The 1,076-nt window shown below is 69.5% G+C and carries 2 protein-coding genes; both read right to left on the bottom strand.

Translation table 11 applies throughout. The features are described from left to right. The coding region (locus sphsw_RS08930) for a nucleotidyltransferase family protein (RefSeq protein ID WP_160172624.1) at positions 1–741 on the bottom strand (741 nt) is incomplete at its 3' end. Then, the coding region (locus tag sphsw_RS08935) for a lasso peptide biosynthesis B2 protein (RefSeq protein WP_031440306.1) at positions 735–1,076 on the bottom strand (342 nt) is incomplete at its 5' end. The genes sphsw_RS08935 and sphsw_RS08930, both read right to left, overlap by 7 nt.

Raw genomic sequence — 1,076 nt, forward strand, 5'->3', positions numbered from 1 at the left:
TGTACCATGCGCGAACAGGTACAGGATCGCGGGAGCGCGCGGGAGAACCGCCACGCTGGCGCCCGGCACGAGCTGCATCGGCTCGCGCGCATCGAGGTCATCGCCGCGCAACAGATAGGGATTCTGGAACAGGCGCCAGTGCAGCTCGACCATCAGCCCCGAATCCGGATGCTCGAATGCGAGATCCTTGTAGCGCGCCATCCGCGCCCGCATCGTCGCCGCGCTCGCATCGGCCGCCGGCGCGATCCGCACATAGCCCCGCGCGTCGAGCAGGCTGGCGGCGTGCGCGACCTGGTCCTTGGCGACGATCAGATCGATGTCCATGCTGTAGCGGACACCATAGCGGCCAAAGGCGAGCATCGCCGCAGTCGCGCCCTTCAGCACCCGGACGGGAATGCCGGCCCCCTCCAGCGCGCGTACCAAGTGTAGCGTTTCGAAGACGGATTGCAGTTCCTGCACCGCGCTGTCCCGCGCGAGTGCCCCGATCGCGGCGCGCGCTTCGGTCCCGGCATCGATGTCCGGCAGGCCCGCATGGTTCAGGCCTGCCGCAAACAGGCCGGCAACGCGGTGGCGCTCGACGATCGCCGCGACGCGCGGCCAATCGGTGACCTGTAACGCCAGATCGCGAAGCCGTGCTGCCCAGCGCGGATCATGCGGCCACCGCGTTGCCGCGACGACGAGCGCGAATTCCGGGGAGGCGATCTGGGCATCGCCGTCGATCAGCGCATCGAGGTTCAACACGGCTGAAATCCGCTCGCCTCACGACCCGGCGGGAACGACGCCAGGATCGCATAGCCTCCATCGGGCGGCGTGCCCGTCACGTCGAATCCCTGATCGAGAACCCAGACATGCGCGTCGAGCGGCATCTTCGAACCGGGGCGGATCCCATAGAACAGCGTCGAATCGACTCCGCGCCGCCGCAGCATGACCTGTGCGGTGAGCCCGCGCTCGAAACACAGCGCGCGCAGGCGGCTGCGCTTGGCCGCGCGATCGACGGCCCAGGCGATGATCTCGGCCAGGTCGCGCCGGCGTGGCCCGGGCGGGAGCGGGCGGGGCAGCGGGCGTGAGGCGATCCG

This window comes from Sphingomonas sp. FUKUSWIS1 (assembly GCF_000733135.1).
Taxonomy (GTDB): Bacteria; Pseudomonadota; Alphaproteobacteria; order Sphingomonadales; family Sphingomonadaceae; genus Sphingomonas; species Sphingomonas aerolata.